This is a genomic window from Flavobacterium limnosediminis JC2902 (assembly GCF_000498535.1).
GTDB classification, from domain to species: Bacteria; Bacteroidota; Bacteroidia; order Flavobacteriales; family Flavobacteriaceae; genus Flavobacterium; species Flavobacterium limnosediminis.
The window spans coordinates 15,222-37,071 of record NZ_AVGG01000008.1; the positions used below are offsets into that span (position 1 = coordinate 15,222).

The window sequence follows — 21,850 nt, forward strand, 5'->3', positions numbered from 1 at the left end:
AGTAAACTATTAATTAGGACAGCAATGCTTTTAAAATGACATTCCATTTAGATAAAATTTTTAAGGTTTTAAAAAGAGTACAAATCGATAATTACTCTTGTGGCTCATGTAATAAGAAAACGAATCTCGACTTGATAATAAAGGGAGGGTATATAACCTTACTTTTTATCCCAATGCTACCTCTAAAAAAAGATTACACTCTCACTTGTTTTAATTGTGGCAAACGAATCAAAAAAAGCGATTTAAACTATATTGAAAAAGAAAAAGTTGTTAATGAGTTTAATTCCACGAGATATAAAGTTCCTTTTCGTCATTTTTCCGGTATTTTAATTGTTTTAACTATTCTGGGGTTTGCTATTAACACTGGGGTTCAAATGAAGAAAAAAGAAAAAGAATATATTCTGAAGCCTAATAAAAAAGACGTCTATCTGATTAAAAATAATTTCGGATATACCACTTATAAGGTTCAAAATGTTACTTCAGACAGCATTTTCGTTTATAAGAACAACTTTATTGTAGATCATTTTTCTAAAATTAAAAGTATTGATGTAGATACCAATTACAAAATACTTCAAGGTTTCAAATTAAGCGAAGTAATTAAAATGTATAATTCTAATATTATTTATGAAATAAACAGAAAGGAACCATGAGAAAAGCAATATTCCCCGGATCGTTTGACCCAATCACTTTAGGACACTACGACCTTATCAAAAGAGCTTTGCCTTTATTTGATGAAATCGTTGTAGCCATAGGTATCAACGCCGAAAAAAAATACATGTTCTCGCTGGAAGACCGCAAAAAATTCATCGAGGAATCCTTTAAAGACGAACCGAAAGTTTCCGTGGTTACCTATGAAGGATTAACCATCGACTTATGTCATAAACTAGACGCACAATTCATCCTTCGCGGACTCCGCAACCCGGCAGATTTCGAATTCGAAAAAGCCATTGCACACACCAACCGTCAACTGTCGGATATTGAAACCGTGTTTTTATTAACGGCCATCGACACTTCACACATCAGTTCAAGTATTGTTCGCGACGTAATCCGAAATGGCGGAGATTACACTATCTTAGTTCCCGAATCTGTTAAAACCAAATAACTACAATGAAAAAAATAATCGGCTTATTCTTTTTAGGCTCTTCTCTTCTTTTTGCGCAGCAACCCGATTTAAAAACACCTTTCGAAAAAGGAAACGGCAACCAGTCGGCGACGTATAAGGAAACCATGAATTATTATCAGACACTGGATAAAAGTTTCGAAACGATTGCGGTAAAAACCATGGGTAGTACCGATAATGGTGAACCGTTGCACATCGTTACTTTCAATCCGGAAAAAATCTTCGACTTCAAGGTAATCAATACGCAAAACAAAGCGGTAATGCTAATCAATAACGGCATCCATCCGGGAGAAACCGACGGAATCGACGCTACGATGTTATTCATGAAAGATTTGGCTACCGGAAAAATCGCTGTGCCTAAAAACACGATTGTTGTGGCCATTCCGGTATACAATGTTGGGGGAGCAATGAACCGAAATTCGACTTCCCGTGCTAACCAAAACGGACCGGAAGCCTATGGTTTCAGAGGGAATTCAAGAAATTTCGACCTGAATCGCGATTTTATAAAATCAGATACAAGAAACTCCAGAAGTTTTCAGGTAATCTTTAATATTGTGAATCCGGATGTTTTCATCGACAATCATGTAAGCAACGGTGCCGATTATCAATACACTTTAACCTACATCGACACACATTATCAGAAATTAGGCGGGAATTTGGGTAAGTTTTTTAACGAGCAGATGATGCCCTCCATTTTAAAAGATATGAAAGCTAAAAAAATCGAACCGGTTCCTTACGTAAACATCCACAACGATGTACCTGAAAAAGGTTTTGCTAAAAGCATGGAAACGCCGCGATTTTCAACCGGTTACGCTTCGATGTTCAATACGTTAGGGGTTATGGTGGAAACACACATGCTTAAAAAATATTCGGAAAGGGTAAAAGTTACTTACGAATATATGTTGTCGACCTTAAATTACACCGATAAAAATGCAGCTGAAATTAAGAAACAGCGTCAGGACAACTTGGTTAATTATTACCCACCGGGAAAATATACCGTACAATGGGTAATTGATTCGGCTCAGGTAAAACAAATTCCGTTTTTGGGTTACGAAGCCAAATACAAACCAAGTGAGGTTTCCGGAAAACCGCGTTTGTATTACGACCGGACAAAACCTTTCAAAAAAATGATCCCTTTTTACGAAGTGTACAAACCTAAAAAAGAAATCACTATCCCGGAATCCTACATCGTTCCGAAACAATACTGGGAAGTAATCGAATTGTTACGAATGAACAAAATCGACATGCAACCACTGAAAAAAGACACTATACTTAACGTGGAAAGCTATAAAATTGCCGATTACAAAACCAGTAAAGAAGCTTTCGAAGGCCATTACGGTCATTACAACACTTCGGTTACTGCAAGTCGCGAAAATGTAAAATTCAGCGAAGGGGATTTCGTTGTGAAAACCAGTCAGAAAAACGTAAAATACCTACTGGAAACCTTGGAGCCGGAAGCTACGGACTCATTCTTTAACTGGAATTTCTTCGATACGATTTTACAGCAGAAAGAATATTATTCCGCCTATGTTTTTGAAGATTTGGCAAAGCAGATTTTAGATGAAAATCCAAAATTAAAAGCCGAACTGGAGAAAAAACGTCAGGAAGACAAAAAGTTTGCCGAAAATGGTGACGCGCAATTGGACTGGGTGTATAAACATTCCAAATATTATGAAAAAGAACATTTGCAATATCCTGTTTATAAAGTAATGCGTTATTAATATAATGCTAAACTGAATTTCTAACAGATTAAATAGTAAGCCGCAAATTACACAAATACACACAAATCAATTCGTTCGAATTTGTGTAATTTGTGGCTTTTTTAGACTCTTAAAGTAAAGAAAAATCCAAAGATTACTTAGTACGGTAATGAAAAAGGTCACAACGAAAAACTTCCTTGTGACCTTTTTTTATTCCGATAGCCTAAACTATTTCTCTTCTTCTTTTTTAATTACATTTCGGGCAACTTCAATTTTAAATTTCTTTCCCTTCATTTTTTCGTCCTTAATGTTTCGCAGTAATTCATTCACTTTTTTGAATTTCACCGCTGCAAACGAAACAAAATCTTTGACTTCAATCAGACCCAAATCGCCTTTCTCTAATTTCCCTTTCTGCGAAAAGAAGCCAACTATATCAATTTTATTCAGCTTGTTTTTCTTTCCACCGCTGATGTAAATCGTTTGAAATTCCGGTGGTTTCGGTAAGGATTTGGCGTTATCAACATTTAAAACCGGCATCTGATAATCGATGTAATCCAGTTTTTTCTCGCTTTCGTTAACGATAATATAAGCGGTTCCTGAAGCCAGCATCCTTGCTGTTCTTCCGTTTCTGTGGGTAAACTCATCCTCTTTGGAAGGTAAATGGTAATGAATAACGTGATTCATCTCCGGAATATCCAACCCTCGCGCAGCCAAATCGGTCGTAACCAGATAACTCACGCTGCCGTTTCGGAACTGAATCAAAGCACGCTCCCGTTCCTCCTGATCCATGCCGCCGTGATAATAGGTGGCGTAAATTCCTTTTTCGTTTAAGGTATCGCTGATTCGTTCCGCCGCATCACGGTGATTACAGAAAATAATAGCCGATTCCGATTTCAACGAACAAAGTAATTGGAACAAGCTTCCGATTTTGTCTTTCTCTTTGGAAACGACCATTTTCATCGAAAGATTTTCGTTTTCTTTTTCATGCGGAACAAAATCCAGAACCGTCGGATTCACAACCCGCGTGTATTTCGGAATTTCAATATCCGAAGTCGCCGAAACCAAAATACGTTTGTTCAGTTTTGGCAGTCTGTTAATGATGTATGACATCTGCTCATGGAAACCCAGTTGCAGTGATTTATCAAATTCGTCTAAAACCAACGTTTCGATGGTGTCCGTCTTAAACGTTTCGCGGTCGATATGGTCGGCAATACGCCCCGGAGTTCCGATTAAAATCGCAGGAGGATTGCTAAGGTTTTTGATTTCGGTTTCAATATTGTGTCCGCCATAACAAACGTTTACCTTATAATCGGTCGTCATTTTTTTCCAGACCTGCTGAATCTGCAGGCCCAATTCCCTTGACGGTACAATAATCAAACATTGCACAGCATTCACTTCAGGCTGAAGCATTTCAAAAATCGGAAGTAAAAATGCCAGGGTTTTCCCGGAACCTGTCGGCGAAAGCAGTAAAACATTAGGGTCATTTAAAATAGCATCCTGTGCCATTTCCTGCATTTCGTTAAGACTTTCAATTCCTAAATTGAGAAGAATATTATTGGAACGTGGATTTTTATACATGCAGCAAAGGTAAGGAAAATAGTTTTCAGTGTTAGTCGCAGCAATCAGTGTTCAGTCTGGGTTTGCGGTTAGAGTATTTAAGTAGATTGGCGTTTTACTTTTGGATTAAGGATTTTGGGAGCGAATGGCTTGGTGATTATTTGAAATCCTTGTTCCTGCTGTACGTTTTATCTTTTGCTCCGCTAAGGCTCCACAAAAGGATACCACTCCCATCAGGGCTATTGAGCCGGCTTTAAAACTTTCTGAATGGAACGGGACACGACAGCTATAATCAAAATGATTTTTTTCGATTATTTTCAAACTTGTCCTTTTCTCTTTTTTCTATTCTCTTTAATCTTATCCCTTATCCCTTATCCCTTATTCCTTACCCCTACTTCTTTCTTCCTTTAAATCACTTTTTCTTCCTTAAACAGCAATTTTATGTTCTCATAAGAATTTCCGAGCGCTTCCTTAATCTCATCGGGTTTCAGCCATACAACTTTCTCGATTCCTTCATCTTCCTGACCTTGCAAAATACCGTCAAAGTCAGTTCTCATTTCAAACCAATGGGTGATTTTCAATTTGTATTTGCCGTTTCGCTTAAATACATGATAGGTTTTCTGAAGTTTCTGGGTAATTTTCAGTCCGGTCACACCTGTTTCTTCTTCCACTTCGCGAATGGCCGTTTCTTCAATTACCTCTCCTTTTTCAGCTCCTCCTTTGGGAAGATCCCATTTTCCGTTTCTGAAAATGAATAAAACTTCACCATTTTTATTAAAAACAAAACCGCCTCCCGCTTTGACTGCAGGAATTTTTTCCTTTAACTTTGTTAAAATTTCCTTTTCATCAGGATGATATAAAAATGCTTTCTGAATTTTATTTTGAAACATTTTTACTATAATTTGCTTAATATCAACACTTTCCAATAAAAACAACTGGAAATCGGTTTCTTTAACAACTTGATTTGTTAAGAAAAGAGGCTTATCGTTTACAAAAACTTTATACATTTGTAGTATGATTTTTAACACAGACACAGCTAAGAAAACTGCCGAATTGCTTTTACAAATAAACGCAATTAAATTAAATCCAAAAAATCCTTTTACATGGGCTTCTGGATGGAAATCGCCTATTTACTGCGATAATCGTATAACTCTCTCATTTCCACCGATCAGAAATTATCTTCGTGAGGAATTTGCCAAAAACATTGAAAAACAATTTGGCAAACCCGATGTAATTGCCGGTGTGGCCACAGGTGCTATTGGAATCGGAATGCTTGTTGCAGAAATTATGGGGCTTCCTTTTGTATACGTTCGTCCGGAACCAAAAAAACACGGACGCGAAAATCAAGTGGAAGGCTTTTTACAGAAAGGACAAAGCGTATTGGTGGTTGAGGATTTAATCAGCACCGGAAAAAGCAGTTTACAAGCCGTTGAAGCTTTAAAAGCAGCCGGCGCTAACGTTAAAGGAATGGTGGCTATTTTCACTTACGGATTTGAAATCGCAGAAGAAAATTTCAAAAATGCCAATGTCGAGCTTTATACGCTTGGTAATTACGACATGTTATTGAAAGAAGCCGTTGCTAAGAAATACATCACGGAAGACGAATACGACACCCTGAAAGAATGGCGCAAAAGTCCATCCACTTGGGGCATTGAAGTCTAAAAAAATATGACTTTATTAGCTTGTTTCGTAAGATTACCGAATTCGGCAAATCTGGAAACCGCGTGAAATTATAGTTATCCTTAATCTATCAATCCATAAATAATGAATTTAGAAAGTCCAAAAGTTAACGTTGAAAAATCAGCAGATTATTTGTTTACTTCACTGACTGATGTTAAGAATTTTGAAAAATTAATGCCGGACAGCATTGCCAAATTTGAGGTTCTGGACGAAAATGCTTTTATCTTCGGATTGAAAGGCATGCCGGAAATCAAATTAAAAATGAAAGACAAAGTCGCTCCAAACAAAGTGATTTTGGGTGCTGCAAGCGATAAATTACCATTTACGTTAACAGCCAACATCAATTCATTAACACCAAACACTTCAGAAGTTCAATTACTTTTTGATGGTGATTTCAATCCGATGATGGCCATGATGATTAAAGGTCCGATCACCAAGTTTATCGAAACTTTAGCGGAAAACATGACTAAATTGTAACTCACAATTACATCTCAATACAAAACCTATTTGGAGACAGATAGGTTTTTTCATTTAATACAACATCTGAATCTCTTTGATATCAAAAGTTTTTACGGAATCATCTTCAAGCATGACTTCCAATTTCCCGTTTGCCGTAACCCCCTGGATAATTCCCATGAATCTCACACCAACATTATCCTCAAAAGGCATCGGTACTCCTTTTTTGAACAACTTCTGACTGTACTTCGACCAAAACAAATCGTACTCTTTGTTCTGAAGCAGGGCAATATTACATTTCAAACGTTCCACAATGGCAACCAGAATGGCATCTTTATCTAATTCCCGATTTAAAATAACAGATAACGAACTCGCTTTAGGCAAATTATCGAAATTTTTCTGATTCACATTCAGCCCAATACCCACTACGGAAATAATTTCCCCGTCACTTTTCAGACTGTTTTCAATTAAAATGCCGGAAATTTTTTTATTGTCTGCCAAAATGTCGTTTGGCCACTTGATGGCAACATACGGAATTTTAAGTTGCTCCAGCACTTCCGAAAGGGAAACCGCCACAAGAACATTCAGATGAAAAATAGCGTGTATTTCGAGTAATGAATCCTTCACCAACACACTAAACGTAAGGTTCTTGCCTGATTCCACTTCCCAAACCGACCCCATTTGCCCGCGGCCCGAAGTTTGATTTTCGGTAGTAACAACGGTGAAATTTTCAACAAATTGTTTTGTCAGCAATGCTTTTAAAAAGTCATTTGTTGAAGGTGTGGCATCGAGTTTGATGATGTTCATGTAAATAAATTGGCTTTATGAAGTTTAATCTTATGTTAAGGTTCAAAAATAAAGACAAAAAATGGTAACTTTGCGAAAAACATATTAAAATTAGATGGCGAAAAAGGAGATTAACAATGATGCGTTATTAGCGAACATCATTAAAGGAATTGAAGACGTAAAAGGTAACGATATAGATATACTGGATTTAAGAGCAATCGAAAATACCGTGTGCGATTACTTCGTAATATGTAACGGTAACTCCAATACACAGGTTAACGCTATTGTTAACTCTATTCAGAAAGTAGTTTCAAGAGACTTAAAAGACAAACCTTGGCATGTTGAAGGTAACGAAAACGGCGAATGGGTTTTAATGGATTATGTGAACATAGTGGTACACGTTTTCCAGAAACACATCCGTGAATACTACAACATCGAGAGTTTGTGGGGTGATGCGAAAATCACCTCTATCGAAAACAAATACTAATATTCACATTACATGTCAAAAGATAAAAAACCTAATCCTACCAAAATTAAGGTAAGTCCATGGATTATCTATGGTGCGGTACTTTTAATTTTAGTGACAATACAATTAGTTTCCAGCGGATCCAATTTTCAGGAAGTCCGCCCAACTTCTTTGTCCAAATTTTACCAGTTTTTAGATTCCAATCAGGTAGACAAAGTGGTTTTCAACAAAACCACGGCTCAGGTTTATCTTAAAAAAGAAGCTTTAAACAGTAAAACGCACGCCAAAGTAGAGAAGAAAACGATGTTAGGCAAGGAAAATGTAGGTCCTCACTACACTTTAGACATCGGAAATCAGGAATTATTCCAACAAAAGCTTAACGAATCGCTTAAAGCCGGAAAACTTAGTGATTTCTCATCCGAACCCGAAAGCAATTGGGGAGATGTTTTAATCAACTTCCTTCCGTTGATAATCATTATCGGATTCTGGATCTTTATGATGCGCAGAATGTCTGGTGGCGGCGCCGGTGGTGGTGGTGGACAAATTTTTTCCATCGGAAAATCGAAAGCCAAATTATTTGACGAAAAAACCGATGTTAAAACAACTTTCAAAGATGTTGCAGGTTTAGAAGGAGCAAAAGAAGAAATTCAGGAAATTGTTGAATTCCTTAAAAACCCCGAAAAATATACTGAAATCGGAGGTAAAATTCCGAAAGGAGCCTTATTGGTAGGACCTCCGGGAACAGGTAAAACCTTATTGGCCAAAGCCGTTGCCGGTGAAGCACAAGTACCGTTCTTCTCACTTTCGGGATCGGATTTCGTGGAGATGTTCGTTGGTGTTGGAGCCTCTCGTGTACGTGATTTATTCAAACAGGCCAAAGAAAAATCCCCGGCCATCATCTTTATTGACGAAATTGATGCCGTAGGACGTGCCCGTGGAAAAAACAACATGTCCGGTTCTAACGACGAGCGTGAAAACACTTTAAATCAGTTGTTAACGGAAATGGACGGTTTCGGTACCAATACACACGTTATTGTATTGGCAGCCACTAACCGTGCTGACGTTTTAGACAAAGCTCTGATGCGCGCCGGACGTTTTGACAGACAGATTTATGTTGATTTACCGGATATTCGTGAACGTAAGGAAATCTTTGAAGTACATCTGAAACCATTAAAAAAATCAGAAGAACTGGATACCGAATTTTTAGCAAAACAAACACCGGGATTCTCGGGCGCTGACATTGCTAATGTTTGTAACGAATCAGCTTTAATTGCGGCCCGTAAAGGCAAAAAATCGGTTGACAAACAAGATTTCCTTGATGCAGTGGACCGAATTGTTGGCGGATTAGAAAAGAAAAACAAAATCGTGACTCCATCTGAAAAACGTGCGATAGCAATTCACGAAGCAGGTCATGCTACCGTGAGTTGGATGTTGGAACACGCGGCTCCGCTAGTAAAAGTAACCATCGTTCCACGTGGACAAAGTTTGGGTGCGGCGTGGTATTTACCGGAAGAGCGCTTAATTGTTCGCCCAGAACAAATGCTTGATGAAATGTGTGCCACCATGGGCGGAAGAGCTGCCGAAAAAGTGGTATTCAATAAAATTTCAACCGGAGCACTGAGCGACCTGGAAAAAGTGACAAAACAGGCTCGAGCCATGGTAACCATATACGGTTTGAACGATAAATTAGGAAATGTCACTTATTATGATTCTTCAGGGCAGAGCGATTACAATTTCTCCAAACCATATTCTGAAGAAACGGCCCAGATAATTGACAAAGAAATTTCGAATTTAATCGAAAATGAGTATCAGAGAGCTATTAAGATCCTTAATGAGAACCGCGATAAACTAATGCAGTTAGCCGATATTTTGATTGAAAAAGAGGTTATTTTCAAAGATGACCTTGAAGCCATCTTCGGAAAACGTCCTTTCGAAAAAACAGAGAGTGAACCAATTACGGAATTGCAGTAATTTATTTTAATAAAATTTTATAAAAATCTTAATTCGATTGCATGATTGAATTAAGATTTTTTTATCTTTGAGTGTTATCAAACACGAAATTTCGAGATTTTACATAATTATATGAGTCTTTTCAGAAAATTTTTTGGCGCATCTTCAGAAGGATCCAGCGATGATAAGGAAGGCGATTTGAGTCCTTATCACCCGGAGCCCTCAATGCCCGTAGACGAACTTTTTACTTACAACTTCAAAAAAAACGGAGGTAAATTTCTCTATTGCGAAAACCTGAATGAGGTGCATGATAATTTCGAAAGTATTTTGGAGGAAAATGACTGGTTTGAAAAAGAAGCCATGTGTTTGGAACCGAAACTTTTCAGCCTGCTGGACGAGAATAAACTAAACTATACAAGTCCAAAGAACCCGACTTTTTTGTTAGCTTCCTGCGAAAATCTGATTGCAGATGAAGGCTCTATATTGTTTTCATCAAATCAGATCAAACAGTACAAGCCTAACGATTTACCTTCCCATATAGTGATACTTGCAACCACAAGTCAGATTATCGGTAACAAGAGCGACGGTTTACGTGAAATCAAAAAGAGATACGACAAAGAATACCCTACCAATATCACCACTTTTAAATATTTCGAAAAAGCAAAAGAAGAAGACTTCCTACAGTACGGAAGTTGTCCAAAAAACTTATATTTGCTGCTTTTAGAAGACTTATAGCATGCATGAAAGTGTAACAAGGACCCTCTCAGGTTTATTTTATATTTTGCTTCTCGTTACAGCAACCTTATATTCTGAATACAGTTTTGTGCTGCTTTTCGGTTTGTTTATGCTTATTACGGTTTCAGAATTCAGCAAATTGATCCATCTGAAACAAAACCTGCCTATTTTACTGGCACTTACAAGCTACATTCTCTTTTTTTTTGCTCCGAAAAACAGTCTAAAGACAGATCTTTTTCTCACACTTGCAGCACTTTTCGTATCAGTAAATCTGATCATGGATTTATTTGTTGAAAAAATCAAACCGAAATCGGATACCCTGTCCAAATATGTGAATCTCTTCGGCTACATCATTATCCCTTTTGTATTACTAATGAAAACGCCTTTTATAGGCGCTCATTTTAATCCGAAGATTATAATTGGTATTTTCATACTTATCTGGACCAATGATACTTTTGCCTATATCGTGGGTAAATCGTTTGGAAAACACAAACTTTTCGAGCGTATTTCCCCTAAAAAGACCATTGAAGGTTTTATAGGAGGATTGGTATTCACCATGATTGGCAGTTATGTACTGAGTTACTTCTTTACATTTTTTGCTCCCCTTACCTGGATTTGTACCGGTTTGATTGTCGGACTGTTCGGTACTTTAGGCGATTTGATTGAATCCAAATTCAAACGTTCCGCAGGAGTAAAAGACAGCGGAAAGATAATGCCGGGCCACGGAGGTATTCTAGATCGATTAGATAGTGTTATATTTGCAATACCATTTCTTTATTTGTTTTATCAAATCTTAAACTATGTTCATACAATTTCATAAGGAAGGCGCTAAAATTATTTTAGGAGCTACCATAGCGGCAACGGCTATCATTTTTTTAGCAGACTTTGCAGCAGAAAGTTCTGTAATAAATCATTGGCTGAAAGTGGTTGTTCAGGTCATTACGCTTTTTATGCTTATCATGGTCTTACAATTTTTCAGAAATCCAAAGAGGGTAACAGCTATAAACGACAATCATGTCATTGCCCCTGTAGACGGAAAAGTGGTGGTTATCGAGGAAGTTTTCGAGACGGAATATTTCAAGGACAAACGTCTGATGGTCTCTATTTTTATGTCGCCGATTAACGTGCATGTAACGCGTTATGCCGTAAACGGATTGGTTAAATACAGCAAATATCATCCCGGAAAATATCTGGTTGCATGGCATCCGAAAGCGAGCGAAGAAAATGAAAGAACAACCGTAGTGGTTGAAAATCGCATATTCGGGGAAATTTTATACCGTCAGATCGCAGGTGCTTTGGCACGACGTATCGTAAACTATGCCAAAGAAGGAATGCAGGTAGTTCAGGGAACTGATGCCGGTTTCATTAAATTTGGCTCGAGAGTGGATTTATACTTACCTTTAGGTACTCAAATTAACGTAAAGCTTAACGAAAAGGCTGTAGGTGGAAAAACAATCATTGCCATTAAACAATAAATGGAGAAAGATTTAGACATCTTATTTGACGAGGCTTTTAAAAATGCCCAATTGATTCAGCAATCTTCCGTTCCGATAGATTTGCAGTTGATATTGTACGGCCTCTACAAACAAGCCACTTCTGATGATTCTGACAGTTTTCATTTCCGACAGGAAACCCAAAACCTCCGCAGTGCTTTTAAGCTCAACGCCTGGATGCAGGTGAATCACTTAACAACTGAAGAAGCAAAAAAAAGATACATCGAGATTATCAATAAACTCATGAAAGAACGAAATTTGTAAGCAGATTTCGTTTTTTATTTTAAGACCTTTTACCAATGAAAAAACAAAAAATTTTCCTTCTGGCTTTTGCCTTTTTAACCCTTTTTTCGTGCCGACAAAAAAACAATCTTGAAGAAGTAATCCAGATTCCAGAACCGGAAGCACAGGAAACGCAATCGGTTTACGGAAATCCCGCCGAAGTCAAAGCCGAAAAGGGAAAATTCAAAATGCGCGGACTTACCTATGCCTACAACGCATTGGAACCCTATATCGACGGAAAAACCATGGAACTCCACTATTCCCGTCATCATCTGAGTTATTGCAACAATTTAAACAAAGCCATAGCCGGAACTGATTATGAAAAATGGTCCCTGGAGGATATCCTGAAAAGTTCGGATCCGAACAATATGGAGATTCGTAATAATGCAGGAGGCTATTATAACCATAATTTGTATTGGGAAGTAATGGGACCAAAAGCCGGCGGACAACCAAAAGACAGCCTTGCACTGGCTATAAACAGGGATTTTGGATCATACGATGCTTTCAAAGCTCAATTCGTTGAGGCTGCCGGTAAACAATTTGGCTCGGGATGGGCTTGGCTTGTGATTGACAAAACCGGAAAGTTGGTTGTCGGAAGCACACAAAATCAAGACAATCCGCTTATGCCTGACATGCCGGTGAAAGGGATGCCCATACTTGCACTTGATGTTTGGGAACACGCCTACTATCTGAAGTACCAGAACAAACGCGGTGAATACATTTCCGCATTTTTCAACGTGGTAAATTGGAATGTTGTAGAAAAAAAATACCTCGACGCCATGAAAAGGGTTGTCAAGCAATAATATGGACGAAAGAATCTTCTCTAAAAAATGTACTTTCAAATATAAAATGGAGCAATTTTAATTACACCATGACTCCACCTAACCGGTCTGAAAAACACTTTACTCAGTTTTTTCAGACCGGTTTTTTATTTCGTATTTGAATTATGAAACCGTATACCAGTTTTTATTCACCACTACAATTCTGAAATATTCTACATAAGGTCAAAAAAAAACGACAAAAACACCTTCCTACAATACTCATAATCAGATTTTTAACATAATTTTTAGTAAATTTACTACACCCTGAAACTGCAAAAACAACCCAAGTAAGCATTGGTCTATTGGAGTGCTTTTTCAATTAAATAAGATATCTGTTTATCTGAAGTCTGAAGAATCTGATGGTCGTCCGTTACTTCTTCACAATTACTAACTTTAATAAGAAACTATTATGAAAAATTTATTTTTGATTGCAGCGTTTGTATTTTCCTCTGTCACTTATGCACAATCCACCGCTAAAGAAGATGTTGAAGTCATACAGGGAATGTACGGTAAATCTAAAAAAGAACTGGTAAACTCGTATATGGAAGTAAATGAAGCGCAGGCAGATGCTTTCTGGAAGATGTATGATGCCTATGAAGAAGAACGTAAAGCACTGGGAAAGAAAAGAATTGCATTAATCAATGATTACATTACCAATTACGAAAAACTATCAAACGAAAAGGCTGATCAACTCGTAAAAGCAACGCTTAAAAACAATATGGAGTACGGAAAGCTGTATTCGAAATATTATGAAAAAATGAAAAAAGTCATTGGTGCGGTAAATGCGGCGAAGTTCATTCAGTTGGAACACGGGTTACAAACCGCAATCTTATCCGAGACACAAAATGCAATTCCTTTCATTGGTGATATTGACCGTACCAAAAAGCATGAACACCATTAATCAACACTGTTTTTAAAAAAAATACATAAAAAATCCCGGTTAAAAACCGGGATTTTTTTAAACACTTTTATATTCCTAAATTTTATTTCAAACTCATTAAACTCTGCTCAATAGTAGCTATTTTTGCCAAGGCATCCGCCTCTTTCTTACGTTCCATCTCGATTACTTTTTCAGGGGCCCCTGCTACGAATTTCTCATTAGACAGTTTTGCCTGAACCGATTTAAGGAAACCTATGTTGTAATTCAATTCCTCTGTCAATTTGGCAATTTCGGCATCGATATCGATATTTCCGGTAATCGGAATAAAATACTCGTTTGATTTCACACGGTATGACAGTGCGCCGTCTACTTTTTCAGACACATATTCCAAAGCGGAAATGTTTCCTAATTTGGTAATTACCGAATCAAAGAAAGCTGACGCTTTTTCGTTGTTAACCACTTTTAATTCGATGGTATCCTTAAACGGAATATTCTTGTCTTTACGGATGGTTCTGATTCCTGAAATCACCTCTGCAGCAAAATCAAAATCAGCAATTAATTTATCGTTTGCAACTGTCATTTTTGGCCATTCCGCAACAATTAATGCCTGTTCCGGAGTTCTTTCAGCGATATGCTGCCAGATTTCCTCCGTCAAGAACGGCATGAACGGATGTAATAATTTAAGGTTCGTTTCCAACATTTCAATCGCTTTATTGAAAGTTGCTCGGTCAATCGGTTGCTGGTAACCCGGTTTAATCATTTCCAGGAACCATGAACAGAAATCATCCCAAACCAATTTGTAAGTCGCCATTAACGCATCGGAAATTCTGTATTTTTCGAAATTATCTTCGATTTCCGCTAAGGTTCGTTGCAATTTCGCTTCGTACCATTCGATAGCCACTTTAGAAGATTCCGGTTGGGCGATATCAGCTACCTCCCACCCTCTTATCAATCGGAAGGCGTTCCAGATTTTATTAGCGAAACCTTTTCCCTGGTTGCACAATTCTTCGTCGAACAAAATATCATTTCCTGCCGAAGCACTTAATAACAATCCGCAACGAACACCATCGGCACCGAATTTCTCGATCAATCCTAACGGTTCTGGTGAATTCCCAAGAGATTTCGACATTTTACGGCCTTGTTTATCACGAACCAAACCTGTCAGATACACATTATTGAATGGTTTTTCACCAGCATATTCGTAACCGGCGATAATCATACGGGCCACCCAGAAGAATAAGATATCCGGACCGGTTACCAAATCGTTGGTTGGATAATAATATTTGAAATCTTCGTTTTCCGGATCCATGATGCCTCCAAAAACAGCCATTGGCCATAGCCATGACGAGAACCAGGTATCCAAAGCATCGGCATCCTGTTTTAAATCGGAAGCCAGTAACGAAGTGTTGCCTGTTTTTTGTTTTGCCAATTCTAATGCCGCTTCCGGAGTTTCCGCTACCACGAAATCCTCTTTTCCGTCACCGTAGAAATACGCCGGAATCTGCTGCCCCCACCATAACTGACGGGAAATGTTCCAATCACGGATATTTTCCAACCAATGACGGTACGTATTGTTGAAACGGGATGGATACAACTTCACTTCTTCCGTTTCCAAAACCGCTTTAATGGCAGGTTTTACCAAATCTTCCATTTTAAGGAACCACTGGTCGGATAATCTTGGTTCGATTACCGCTTTGGTTCTTTCGGAAGTTCCAACATTATTAACATGGTTTTCCACCTTCGCTAAAGCACCGATAGTTTCAAGTTCTTTCGAAATTTCTTCGCGAACCACAAAACGGTCTTTCCCCTCATAGTGCAATCCGAAACTGTTTAACGTAGCATCTTCATTGAAGATATCGATGATTTCCAAATTGTGCTTTTCGCCTAAAGTTTTATCGTTAACATCATGCGCTGGAGTGACTTTTAAACATCCGGTTCCGAATTCCATGTCTACATACTCATCGAAAATGATTGGAATCACTCGGTTACAGATAGGAACAATCGCGTTTTTCCCTTTTAAATGGAAATACCTTTCGTCTTCCGGATGGATACAGATGGCGGTGTCACCCAAAATCGTTTCCGGACGAGTCGTTGCGATAGTTACAAACTCTTGGCTTCCCTCAATCTGGTATTTTAAATGATATAATTTTCCCTGTCTTTCTTCGTAGACAACTTCTTCATCAGAAAGTGTGGTTTTTGCTTCCGGATCCCAGTTCACCATTCGGTAGCCTCTATAAATCAGCCCTTTGTTGTATAAATCCACAAAAGAGCGGATTACAGATGCCGACATGTCAGGATCCATGGTAAATTTCGTTCGGTCCCAATCGCAAGAACAGCCTAACTGTTTTAACTGCTCAAGAATGGTTCCGCCGTATTTGTCGGTCCACTCCCAGGCATGTTTTAGGAATTCTTCGCGGGATAAATCGTTTTTATTGATTCCTTCCGCTTTTAATTTGGCAACAACTTTCGCTTCGGTAGCAATGGAAGCGTGATCCGTTCCCGGTACCCAGCAAGCATTGAATCCTTTTAAACGGGCACGACGGATCAATACATCCTGAATCGTGTTGTTAAGCATGTGGCCCATGTGTAAGACTCCGGTCACGTTGGGTGGCGGGATTACAATGGTATATGGTGTTCTGTGGTCTGGTGTGGAATGAAAATAGTTGTTTTTCATCCAGTAGTCATACCACTTCTGCTCTGCTGCTTTTGCTTCAAATTGCGCCGGAATTGTCATATCTGTTGATTCGGTTATTTGTTTATGCCACCTTGATTTCTTAAGGTATGCTTAATTTTACTGCTGTGTTTTTATTACTATCGTTTACAAAAATGCGAATAGTTTCCCAAATAGCCCCGATGGCAGAGGAAATCCTTTTATTTTGTTACCTCTAACAAAATAAAAGATTGCAACGTACAGCGGGAAAACGGCCTGCTGAAATGCCTGAACATTCGCTTCCAAAAAACTTTGGTATGCTTTTTGTAAATATAACTGCAAAAATAGCTATAACTGAGCAAATAAAAAAAGTGAGTTAAATTATTTGTTCGTTTATTAAAACAACGTAATTTTACGATAACTATAAAAACTTGAAAAGATGAAAAAATTATTAGGATTAGTTGCAATTTTAGCATTCAGCGTTGCATCTTACGCTCAAACGGGACCTAAAATCGAATTCAAAGCAAAAGACAACACCATTGATTACGGAACCGTTAACAGAGACTCTGACAACGGGATAAGAACTTTTGAGTTCACTAATACCGGTGACGCTCCGTTAATCATCACTCATGTGCAATCCACTTGCGGATGTACCGTTCCAACTAAACCAACTGAACCGATTTTACCTGGAAAAACAGGAAAAATTGAAGTAAAATACAACATGAATCCGGGTAAAATCTCAAAAACGATTACCGTGGAATCGAATGCTGTGAATTATGAAGGCGGTAAAGTGGCGCTTCGAATTAAAGGAGAAGTGATTGTGAAAGAGGAGAAAAACGTGCTTCAAAAAGAAAAAGTAGGTCCGCAATCCTAAATTGTGTAACCGATAAGATAAAAGTCCCTGTCAAAAGCAGGGATTTTTTTTATAGCATTTTTTTGAGTTGGAATTTGAATTTCTTTACTATTCCGTTACGGTCAATTTCAATTTCAATGGTTTTACCGTCTTCCTCCTGAAGCATCTCATCTATCTTTTGCTTTGAGAGGTTACTCACATTTTTCCTGTTGATTTTAAGTAATTTATCACCGTGTTTCAAACCGGCAGTTTCGGCAGGGGAGTTTTTCCTTACGGAGGCAATCTCATAGGCCTGCTTTAATGTGAATTTATATTTAAGCGTACTGTTATCCAGAGCAATATCGTTTACGTTTAAAACATTTGTGGGGCTGTCGTCACGTATTTTATCCACTTCCTGTATCCATTGAACTCCACCATGCTGCACTTCAATACCGCTCATATTATAGTTAAACGGATCATCATAATAACTGTTTTTCTTTAAATAAAGGTGCCCGCCGTTGTAATCCAAAAGAATTGTAAAACGTTTCAAAATACCTCCCCCCAAAGAACCGTTTCTTTCGGTGACTAACCGTAACTGCTTATAGGAAGCGGTATCGGGATAGGAAACCAGCGGTGATTTAAACTTAAATTCTGAAAACTCAAGCTCATCCAAACGCGATTTCTTACCATAAACAGTTCCTCCGACACCCTCGCCCAAAACATCCTCGAAATAATTTTCATTCGCTTTAATAACATCATTTTCAAACAACCACAGGCCATCGCCCAAACCTGTATCAATCAGCAATTTCAAATCTACTTTATTGTTATCCAGCTTAGCGGTAACATTCAGATAAGCCCTGTCATTAACAACAGTAATCGGTAAGGCCGTGAATGCTTTTAATTTTTTCATGTTCAGAATTTTTCTGTCTCTGTAAATGGTTACTCTTTTTTTCTTATAATCTATCTCGACAACATTATTTTTAAAAAAAGAATACCCCAGAATACCATTCACAGGAATACCAATTCGGGATGAAAAATTAAGATTTTCATCCAAAATCACCAATAAATCAAATTGATTGTTCCTGTATCCGTTTACAATTGCGGTATTCTTATCGGAATAAATACCCTCCGCCATTTCTTCATTCCCTAATCCGGAAATTTGAATTTTCTTGGTATTGTAAAGTTGTACGGTATCATTTTCGGGAAAACTGAAAATGAGGGACGGCTCTGAACCGGAATCCAAAAGCATGTTCAGCTTTGTACCGTTGATTTCGACAGGAATAATAACCATATTGTCCACAAAAGTGAACGGAATGACTATTTTATCCTTATCCGTTTCAAACTGAAAACCATTTTGTCCGAAAGCACATTTAAAGAGTAATAAAAAAAGGGCAAAAACAAACGTTCGCATACTCTGACTTTTCTGAAAATTACTACATATTTATTTAATTTCCTAAAACTTTAAAAAATTAATAACAATTCAATTTACAATGTTTCTGAAAAATATCGCAAATTTGCATATCAAAATAAACAACTCATGCCTAAAATTTCATTAAAGGGTCAGCACATGCCTGAATCACCAATTCGTAAATTGGTTCCTTACGCAGAAATTGCGAAAAAAAAAGGTCATAAAGTATACCATTTAAATATTGGACAACCCGATATTAAAACTCCGGAAGTAGCTTTAAACGCTGTAAAAAATGCAGATATTACTGTTTTGGAATACAGCCATTCCGCAGGTTTTGAAAGTTACAGAAACAAACTTGCCGCCTATTACCAAAAACAGGGCTTACCTATTAACACCGAAGATATCATTATTACAACCGGTGGTTCTGAAGCCTTACTTTTTGCGATGGGAAGCACAATGGATGCCGGTGATGAAATCATTATTCCTGAGCCGTTCTATGCAAACTACAATGGTTTTTCAACAGCATCAGGCGTAAATGTAGTTCCTGTTATCTCCACAATCGACACAGGTTTTGCATTGCCTCCTATCGCAGATTTTGAAAAACTGATCACACCGAAAACAAAAGCAATCCTGATTTGTAATCCGGGTAACCCTACAGGATACCTGTATTCAAAAGAAGAAATCATGCAGTTAGCCGAATTGGTTAAAAAACACGATTTGTTCCTAATTGCAGATGAAGTGTACCGTGAATTCGCATACGATGGATACACACACCATTCCGTAATGAACGTTCCGGGATTAGAAGAACACGCCATCATGATTGATTCGGTTTCTAAACGTTTCAGCATGTGTGGAGCGCGTATCGGCTGTATCGTTTCTAAAAATAAAGAAGTAATGGCTACGGCTATGAAATTTGCTCAGGCAAGATTGAGTCCGCCAACCTATGCACAAATTGCAAGTGAAGCTGCTTTAGACACACCTCAAAGTTATTTTGATGATGTTATCACAGAATACAAAGACCGTCGCGATACTTTAATTGCCGAGTTAAACAAAATCGAAGGTGTAAAAGTAGCTACTCCAAAAGGTGCCTTTTACTGCATCGCTAAGTTACCGGTTAAAAATGCCGATGATTTTGCACAATGGCTATTGGAATCTTACGATTTTAACGGTGAAACGGTTATGGTTGCACCGGCTGCCGGTTTCTATTCCACAAAAGGGGTTGGACAGGATGAAGTGCGAATCGCCTACGTTCTTAAAAAGGAAGATTTAATAAAATCCGTGCAGATATTAAACGAAGCTTTAAAGGTTTACAACAAGTAAATTTAAAAGTTACAACAAGCAATAAAGAAAGCCTCCAGCGTTTAAGTTGGAGGCTTTTTTGTTTTTGGGAGCGAATGGCTTGGGCATTTTTTGCAATCCTTATTCCTGCTGTCCGTTCCAATCTGTCATTGCGAGTTTGCGAGGCAATCTCACAATGCCAGGATTTCCTCTCCCATCAGGGCTATTCGGAAAACCATTTGCCTTTTTGGAATGGCAACTGAAAACACAAAAAAACCACTCGCAATCGCGAGTGGTTTTTTTTTAAATATACTTATCTGATGATTATCGTTTCATCGAGAAGTGTGCCCTGAATTCTTTCTCTGCACCATTCTCCATGTATTTGATGGTGAACCAGTAATCCGTAGACGGTAATAACTGTCCGTTATACGTTCCGTCCCAACCCGATCCGGCCGGTACGATCTGTTTGATCAGTTTACCGTAGCGGTCGAAAATCTGAATCTCCGAGTTTGGCTGATTGCCACTCAACGACCAAACGTTCCAGGTATCGTTATGCCCGTCACCGTTCGGTGTGAAGAAATGCGGATAACCAATGGTCAGAATATTTACAAGTGTGATGTCCGTACATCCGATGGCATCCTGAATCGTTACCGTATGTTCTCCCGGTAAAACGTGAAGGAACACATTACTGGTCTGGAAGGCACCGCCGTCCAAACTGTACAGATACGAACCGGTTCCTGCCACAGTCACCGTAATCGCCTGACTGTCCTCAAAATAATTCGTAACCACTGCTGTTGCGCTCTGCGCCGGATTGGATTCGGTTACGTTTATCATAAACACCTCGGTACAACCCGTAACCGCATTCATGATCGAAACGGTGTACAGTCCTGCTTCGGTAGCCACATAGGAACTTCCGGTAGCTATTACGGTAGACATATCGCTTCCGAAATACCATTGGAAATCATAATCGGCAGCACTTAATTCAGTATCCATCGTATAACCGTAAATCAAAGAACCGGTTACCGAATCGATACAAACAATCCCATCCGGAATGTCAATGCTTGGTAACGGATTCACCGTAACCACAACGGTTATTTTCTCTCCGGCACAACCGTTGTTTATCGGAGTGATGGTATACGTTGCTGTTCCCTGCGTATTCCCTGTAGTGGTTAAAACCTGACTGATAGGAATTCCAGCTCCTGGAGTGACTTCAGAACCGCTTCCGTCAAAAGCTCCTGCTACCCCACTTTGAACAACAGTCCATTCAATAGTGGTTCCGGGAATATTTGGCGTTACTATAATTCCTGACGATAAGCCACTGCAGATAGGCGGTGGATTAGAAGAACTGAATAATTCCGGTGTCGGATTAACCGTTATCGTAACATCAATACTTTGTCCAACACATCCGTTCACCATTGGGGTAATAGTATATACAACCGTACCCTGTGTCATACCAACAGTTGTCAGTGTCTGGTTGATTGAACTTCCTGAATCAGGAAGTGCTCCAATAACGCCTGTCGGCAATACAGACCAACTGAATGTAGTGCCCGGCACATTGCTGGTCAAAATGATATCAGTTGTCTCACCAGAACACAGGTTCAGCGAAGCCACGCTGGCCGTAACAACAGGACTTGGATAAACCGTCACCGTAACCGTTTCCGGTGTACCCGGACAACCGTTGCTTATCGGTGTGATGGTATAGGTAGCCTGACCGATAGTCGTTCCGGAAGCCGTAAGCACATCGTTGATTGATGTC

21 protein-coding genes are annotated in these 21,850 nt (G+C 38.6%); 15 read left to right on the forward strand and 6 right to left on the reverse strand.

What is annotated here, in order from left to right; all coding sequences use genetic code 11:
• Positions 1-35 precede the first annotated feature (35 nt).
• Genes FLJC2902T_RS09250 through FLJC2902T_RS09260 form a run of 3 tightly spaced genes read left to right on the forward strand, consistent with a single transcriptional unit; the run spans position 36 to position 2,841 of the window.
• Positions 36-650 carry a zinc-ribbon domain-containing protein gene (locus FLJC2902T_RS09250; RefSeq protein WP_155958887.1) on the forward strand — a complete coding sequence of 205 codons (615 nt, stop codon included), beginning with the start codon at positions 36-38 and terminating at the stop codon, positions 648-650.
• On the forward strand, positions 647-1,102 hold the full coding sequence (coaD, locus tag FLJC2902T_RS09255; protein ID WP_023579529.1) for a pantetheine-phosphate adenylyltransferase: 456 nt from the start codon (positions 647-649) through the stop codon (positions 1,100-1,102). The genes FLJC2902T_RS09250 and coaD overlap by 4 nt, the downstream gene beginning before the upstream one ends.
• A gap of 5 nt (positions 1,103-1,107) precedes the next feature.
• The gene (locus FLJC2902T_RS09260; protein ID WP_023579530.1) at positions 1,108-2,841 is read left to right on the forward strand and encodes a M14 family zinc carboxypeptidase; all 1,734 of its coding nucleotides are present in this window, start codon (positions 1,108-1,110) and stop codon (positions 2,839-2,841) included.
• A 207-nt stretch (positions 2,842-3,048) separates the two neighbouring features.
• On the opposite strand, the gene FLJC2902T_RS09265 is transcribed toward FLJC2902T_RS09260, so the two are convergent.
• Positions 3,049-4,398 carry a DEAD/DEAH box helicase gene (locus FLJC2902T_RS09265; RefSeq protein WP_023579531.1) on the reverse strand — a complete coding sequence of 450 codons (1,350 nt, stop codon included), beginning with the start codon at positions 4,396-4,398 and terminating at the stop codon, positions 3,049-3,051.
• A gap of 386 nt (positions 4,399-4,784) precedes the next feature.
• A complete protein-coding gene (locus tag FLJC2902T_RS09270) occupies positions 4,785-5,384 on the reverse strand; it encodes an NUDIX hydrolase (protein ID WP_023579533.1) in 600 nt (199 codons plus the stop codon).
• 7 nt (positions 5,385-5,391) lie between these two features.
• Between FLJC2902T_RS09270 and pyrE the strand changes: the two genes are divergently transcribed.
• Positions 5,392-6,039 carry an orotate phosphoribosyltransferase gene (pyrE, locus tag FLJC2902T_RS09275; protein ID WP_023579534.1) on the forward strand — a complete coding sequence of 216 codons (648 nt, stop codon included), beginning with the start codon at positions 5,392-5,394 and terminating at the stop codon, positions 6,037-6,039.
• A gap of 102 nt (positions 6,040-6,141) precedes the next feature.
• Complete coding sequence (locus FLJC2902T_RS09280) at positions 6,142-6,534, forward strand: calponin homology domain-containing protein (protein ID WP_023579535.1); 393 nt, start codon at positions 6,142-6,144, stop codon at positions 6,532-6,534.
• 54 nt (positions 6,535-6,588) lie between these two features.
• Here FLJC2902T_RS09280 and FLJC2902T_RS09285 read toward each other — a convergent pair whose 3' ends face one another.
• Complete coding sequence (locus FLJC2902T_RS09285; RefSeq protein ID WP_023579536.1) at positions 6,589-7,320, reverse strand: biotin--[acetyl-CoA-carboxylase] ligase; 732 nt, start codon at positions 7,318-7,320, stop codon at positions 6,589-6,591.
• A 94-nt stretch (positions 7,321-7,414) separates the two neighbouring features.
• Here FLJC2902T_RS09285 and rsfS point away from each other — a divergent pair, with 94 nt between their 5' ends.
• The 8 genes from rsfS to FLJC2902T_RS09325 all read left to right on the forward strand — a co-directional run bounded on the left by rsfS (position 7,415) and on the right by FLJC2902T_RS09325 (position 13,947).
• Positions 7,415-7,786 (forward strand): ribosome silencing factor, encoded by a 372-nt coding sequence (gene rsfS, locus FLJC2902T_RS09290; protein WP_023579537.1) that lies wholly within the window; start codon positions 7,415-7,417, stop codon positions 7,784-7,786.
• A gap of 12 nt (positions 7,787-7,798) precedes the next feature.
• Positions 7,799-9,736 carry an ATP-dependent zinc metalloprotease FtsH gene (gene ftsH / locus FLJC2902T_RS09295; protein ID WP_023579538.1) on the forward strand — a complete coding sequence of 646 codons (1,938 nt, stop codon included), beginning with the start codon at positions 7,799-7,801 and terminating at the stop codon, positions 9,734-9,736.
• A gap of 111 nt (positions 9,737-9,847) precedes the next feature.
• Entirely contained in the window at positions 9,848-10,450 is a 603-nt protein-coding gene (locus tag FLJC2902T_RS09300; protein WP_023579539.1) for a hypothetical protein, read from the forward strand.
• A gap of 1 nt (position 10,451) precedes the next feature.
• Complete coding sequence (locus FLJC2902T_RS09305) at positions 10,452-11,270, forward strand: phosphatidate cytidylyltransferase (protein ID WP_035678143.1); 819 nt, start codon at positions 10,452-10,454, stop codon at positions 11,268-11,270.
• Positions 11,251-11,925 carry a phosphatidylserine decarboxylase family protein gene (locus tag FLJC2902T_RS09310; protein ID WP_035678145.1) on the forward strand — a complete coding sequence of 225 codons (675 nt, stop codon included), beginning with the start codon at positions 11,251-11,253 and terminating at the stop codon, positions 11,923-11,925. The genes FLJC2902T_RS09305 and FLJC2902T_RS09310 overlap by 20 nt, the downstream gene beginning before the upstream one ends.
• A complete protein-coding gene (locus FLJC2902T_RS09315; RefSeq protein WP_023579542.1) occupies positions 11,926-12,207 on the forward strand; it encodes an acyl-CoA-binding protein in 282 nt (93 codons plus the stop codon).
• 35 nt (positions 12,208-12,242) lie between these two features.
• A complete protein-coding gene (locus FLJC2902T_RS09320; RefSeq protein WP_023579543.1) occupies positions 12,243-13,028 on the forward strand; it encodes a superoxide dismutase in 786 nt (261 codons plus the stop codon).
• A 427-nt stretch (positions 13,029-13,455) separates the two neighbouring features.
• Positions 13,456-13,947 carry a hypothetical protein gene (locus FLJC2902T_RS09325; RefSeq protein WP_023579544.1) on the forward strand — a complete coding sequence of 164 codons (492 nt, stop codon included), beginning with the start codon at positions 13,456-13,458 and terminating at the stop codon, positions 13,945-13,947.
• Positions 13,948-14,029: 82 nt separating this feature from the next.
• Here FLJC2902T_RS09325 and FLJC2902T_RS09330 read toward each other — a convergent pair whose 3' ends face one another.
• Positions 14,030-16,660, reverse strand: a complete 2,631-nt coding sequence (locus FLJC2902T_RS09330; protein ID WP_023579545.1) for a valine--tRNA ligase — start codon at positions 16,658-16,660, stop codon at positions 14,030-14,032.
• Positions 16,661-17,015: 355 nt separating this feature from the next.
• Between FLJC2902T_RS09330 and FLJC2902T_RS09335 the strand changes: the two genes are divergently transcribed.
• Positions 17,016-17,450: a DUF1573 domain-containing protein gene (locus FLJC2902T_RS09335; protein ID WP_023579547.1), complete on the forward strand. Its 435-nt coding sequence runs from the start codon at positions 17,016-17,018 to the stop codon at positions 17,448-17,450.
• Positions 17,451-17,499: 49 nt separating this feature from the next.
• Here FLJC2902T_RS09335 and FLJC2902T_RS09340 read toward each other — a convergent pair whose 3' ends face one another.
• Positions 17,500-18,819 (reverse strand): PDZ domain-containing protein, encoded by a 1,320-nt coding sequence (locus FLJC2902T_RS09340; RefSeq protein ID WP_023579548.1) that lies wholly within the window; start codon positions 18,817-18,819, stop codon positions 17,500-17,502.
• A 126-nt stretch (positions 18,820-18,945) separates the two neighbouring features.
• On the opposite strand from FLJC2902T_RS09340, the gene FLJC2902T_RS09345 reads away from it, so the two are divergent.
• The gene (locus tag FLJC2902T_RS09345) at positions 18,946-20,136 is read left to right on the forward strand and encodes a pyridoxal phosphate-dependent aminotransferase (protein ID WP_023579549.1); all 1,191 of its coding nucleotides are present in this window, start codon (positions 18,946-18,948) and stop codon (positions 20,134-20,136) included.
• A 282-nt stretch (positions 20,137-20,418) separates the two neighbouring features.
• On the opposite strand, the gene FLJC2902T_RS09350 is transcribed toward FLJC2902T_RS09345, so the two are convergent.
• The coding region (locus FLJC2902T_RS09350; protein ID WP_035678148.1) for a T9SS type B sorting domain-containing protein at positions 20,419-21,850 on the reverse strand (1,432 nt) is incomplete at its 5' end.

What these genes read in the sequence shown, in the direction of transcription:
- FLJC2902T_RS09265 (WP_023579531.1), bottom strand. Translation starts at nt 4,398, where the DNA reads ATGTATAAAAATCCACGTTCCAATAATATTCTTCTCAATTTAGGAATT.
- ftsH (WP_023579538.1), top strand. Translation starts at nt 7,799, where the DNA reads ATGTCAAAAGATAAAAAACCTAATCCTACCAAAATTAAGGTAAGTCCA.
- FLJC2902T_RS09280 (WP_023579535.1), top strand. Translation starts at nt 6,142, where the DNA reads ATGAATTTAGAAAGTCCAAAAGTTAACGTTGAAAAATCAGCAGATTAT.
- FLJC2902T_RS09315 (WP_023579542.1), top strand. Translation starts at nt 11,926, where the DNA reads ATGGAGAAAGATTTAGACATCTTATTTGACGAGGCTTTTAAAAATGCC.
- FLJC2902T_RS09335 (WP_023579547.1), top strand. Translation starts at nt 17,016, where the DNA reads ATGAAAAAATTATTAGGATTAGTTGCAATTTTAGCATTCAGCGTTGCA.
- FLJC2902T_RS09340 (WP_023579548.1), bottom strand. Translation starts at nt 18,819, where the DNA reads ATGCGAACGTTTGTTTTTGCCCTTTTTTTATTACTCTTTAAATGTGCT.
- FLJC2902T_RS09345 (WP_023579549.1), top strand. Translation starts at nt 18,946, where the DNA reads ATGCCTAAAATTTCATTAAAGGGTCAGCACATGCCTGAATCACCAATT.
- FLJC2902T_RS09320 (WP_023579543.1), top strand. Translation starts at nt 12,243, where the DNA reads ATGAAAAAACAAAAAATTTTCCTTCTGGCTTTTGCCTTTTTAACCCTT.
- FLJC2902T_RS09285 (WP_023579536.1), bottom strand. Translation starts at nt 7,320, where the DNA reads ATGAACATCATCAAACTCGATGCCACACCTTCAACAAATGACTTTTTA.
- FLJC2902T_RS09270 (WP_023579533.1), bottom strand. Translation starts at nt 5,384, where the DNA reads ATGTATAAAGTTTTTGTAAACGATAAGCCTCTTTTCTTAACAAATCAA.
- FLJC2902T_RS09310 (WP_035678145.1), top strand. Translation starts at nt 11,251, where the DNA reads ATGTTCATACAATTTCATAAGGAAGGCGCTAAAATTATTTTAGGAGCT.
- coaD (WP_023579529.1), top strand. Translation starts at nt 647, where the DNA reads ATGAGAAAAGCAATATTCCCCGGATCGTTTGACCCAATCACTTTAGGA.
- FLJC2902T_RS09325 (WP_023579544.1), top strand. Translation starts at nt 13,456, where the DNA reads ATGAAAAATTTATTTTTGATTGCAGCGTTTGTATTTTCCTCTGTCACT.
- FLJC2902T_RS09305 (WP_035678143.1), top strand. Translation starts at nt 10,452, where the DNA reads ATGCATGAAAGTGTAACAAGGACCCTCTCAGGTTTATTTTATATTTTG.
- FLJC2902T_RS09250 (WP_155958887.1), top strand. Translation starts at nt 36, where the DNA reads ATGACATTCCATTTAGATAAAATTTTTAAGGTTTTAAAAAGAGTACAA.
- FLJC2902T_RS09300 (WP_023579539.1), top strand. Translation starts at nt 9,848, where the DNA reads ATGAGTCTTTTCAGAAAATTTTTTGGCGCATCTTCAGAAGGATCCAGC.
- FLJC2902T_RS09330 (WP_023579545.1), bottom strand. Translation starts at nt 16,660, where the DNA reads ATGACAATTCCGGCGCAATTTGAAGCAAAAGCAGCAGAGCAGAAGTGG.
- FLJC2902T_RS09260 (WP_023579530.1), top strand. Translation starts at nt 1,108, where the DNA reads ATGAAAAAAATAATCGGCTTATTCTTTTTAGGCTCTTCTCTTCTTTTT.
- pyrE (WP_023579534.1), top strand. Translation starts at nt 5,392, where the DNA reads ATGATTTTTAACACAGACACAGCTAAGAAAACTGCCGAATTGCTTTTA.
- rsfS (WP_023579537.1), top strand. Translation starts at nt 7,415, where the DNA reads ATGGCGAAAAAGGAGATTAACAATGATGCGTTATTAGCGAACATCATT.